The organism is Bartonella sp. AA83SXKL, assembly GCF_042196965.1.
Taxonomy (GTDB): Bacteria; Pseudomonadota; Alphaproteobacteria; order Rhizobiales; family Rhizobiaceae; genus Bartonella.
Genome location: NZ_JBHIRG010000109.1, coordinates 1 through 1014 on the forward strand (window position 1 = coordinate 1; position 1014 = coordinate 1014).

The 1014-nt window shown below is 41.0% G+C and carries 1 protein-coding gene; it reads right to left on the bottom strand.

Annotation, left to right across the window (positions count from 1 at the left end; translation table 11 throughout):
* A partial coding sequence (locus tag ACFINO_RS09985; protein ID WP_375655660.1) for a penicillin-binding transpeptidase domain-containing protein occupies nucleotides 1–1014 on the bottom strand: 1014 nt, incomplete at both ends.

Sequence of the window (1014 nt, forward strand, 5' to 3'; positions counted from 1 at the left end):
CCATAACGCAACGTCGAAGGGCCTGCAAAAGTGCCACCATAGTTTTTAGGTTGCCAAACCTCACCATTATATTGGCGAATTTCAATAGGACCATCTAAAACAACGGATGCTGGTGTATATCCATTATCAAGTGCGGCTGCATATACAAAAGGCTTGAAAGCAGAACCAGGCTGACGATAGGCTTGTGTTGCACGATTAAATTCAGATGCTGCAAAAGAAAACCCTCCTACCATCGCAAGAACACGCCCTGTATGAGGTTCCATAGCAACAATTGCACCCTCAACCTTTGGGATTTGTTGTAAACGATAAATATTGTCTGTATTTGAGGTTTTTTCGACAAAAACAACATCTCCAACTTGCAGAACATGAGATAAATCCCGAACAGTTTTTCGATAGCCATTTTCTTTAATAATATGTAATGCCCATTTTGAATCGGTTTCAGACAAAACAGCAATTTCCCGCTTTGTTGATAATAAACCTGAAGCTTCGCGCTGTGGCTGTAAACCAATCTCTACTTTATGAGCGTTAGCAGAAAGAACAACAGCTAAACGCCATTCAGGAACGTCACTTAATCCAGCTATATTTGCAAGTTCTACACCCCAATCATCTTTCTTATCAATATGTCCATAAGCTCCGCGCCATCCTTGTGAATGATCAAATTTAATTAATCCATTGTGCAAAGCACGCCTAGCAATAAGTTGCAAATGCGGATCAAGTGTTGTACGAATTGAAAGTCCACCTTCGTAAAGTGTTTTTGCTCCATAGCGGTGCATTAGACGACGTCGCACTTCTTCAGTAAAATAGTCAGCAGCAAAAACGTAATTATCGCTTCCCCGTATTGTGACCCCTAACGGTTTTGCTTTAGCTTCTTCACCTTGTTCATGTGTTACATATCCATTTGCAACCATCCTATCTATAACCCAATTGCGCCGATTAATAGCCCGTTGTGTATTCTTAAATGGATCATAATTTGCTGGACCTTTTGGAAGAGCAGCCAAATAAGCGCACTGCTCT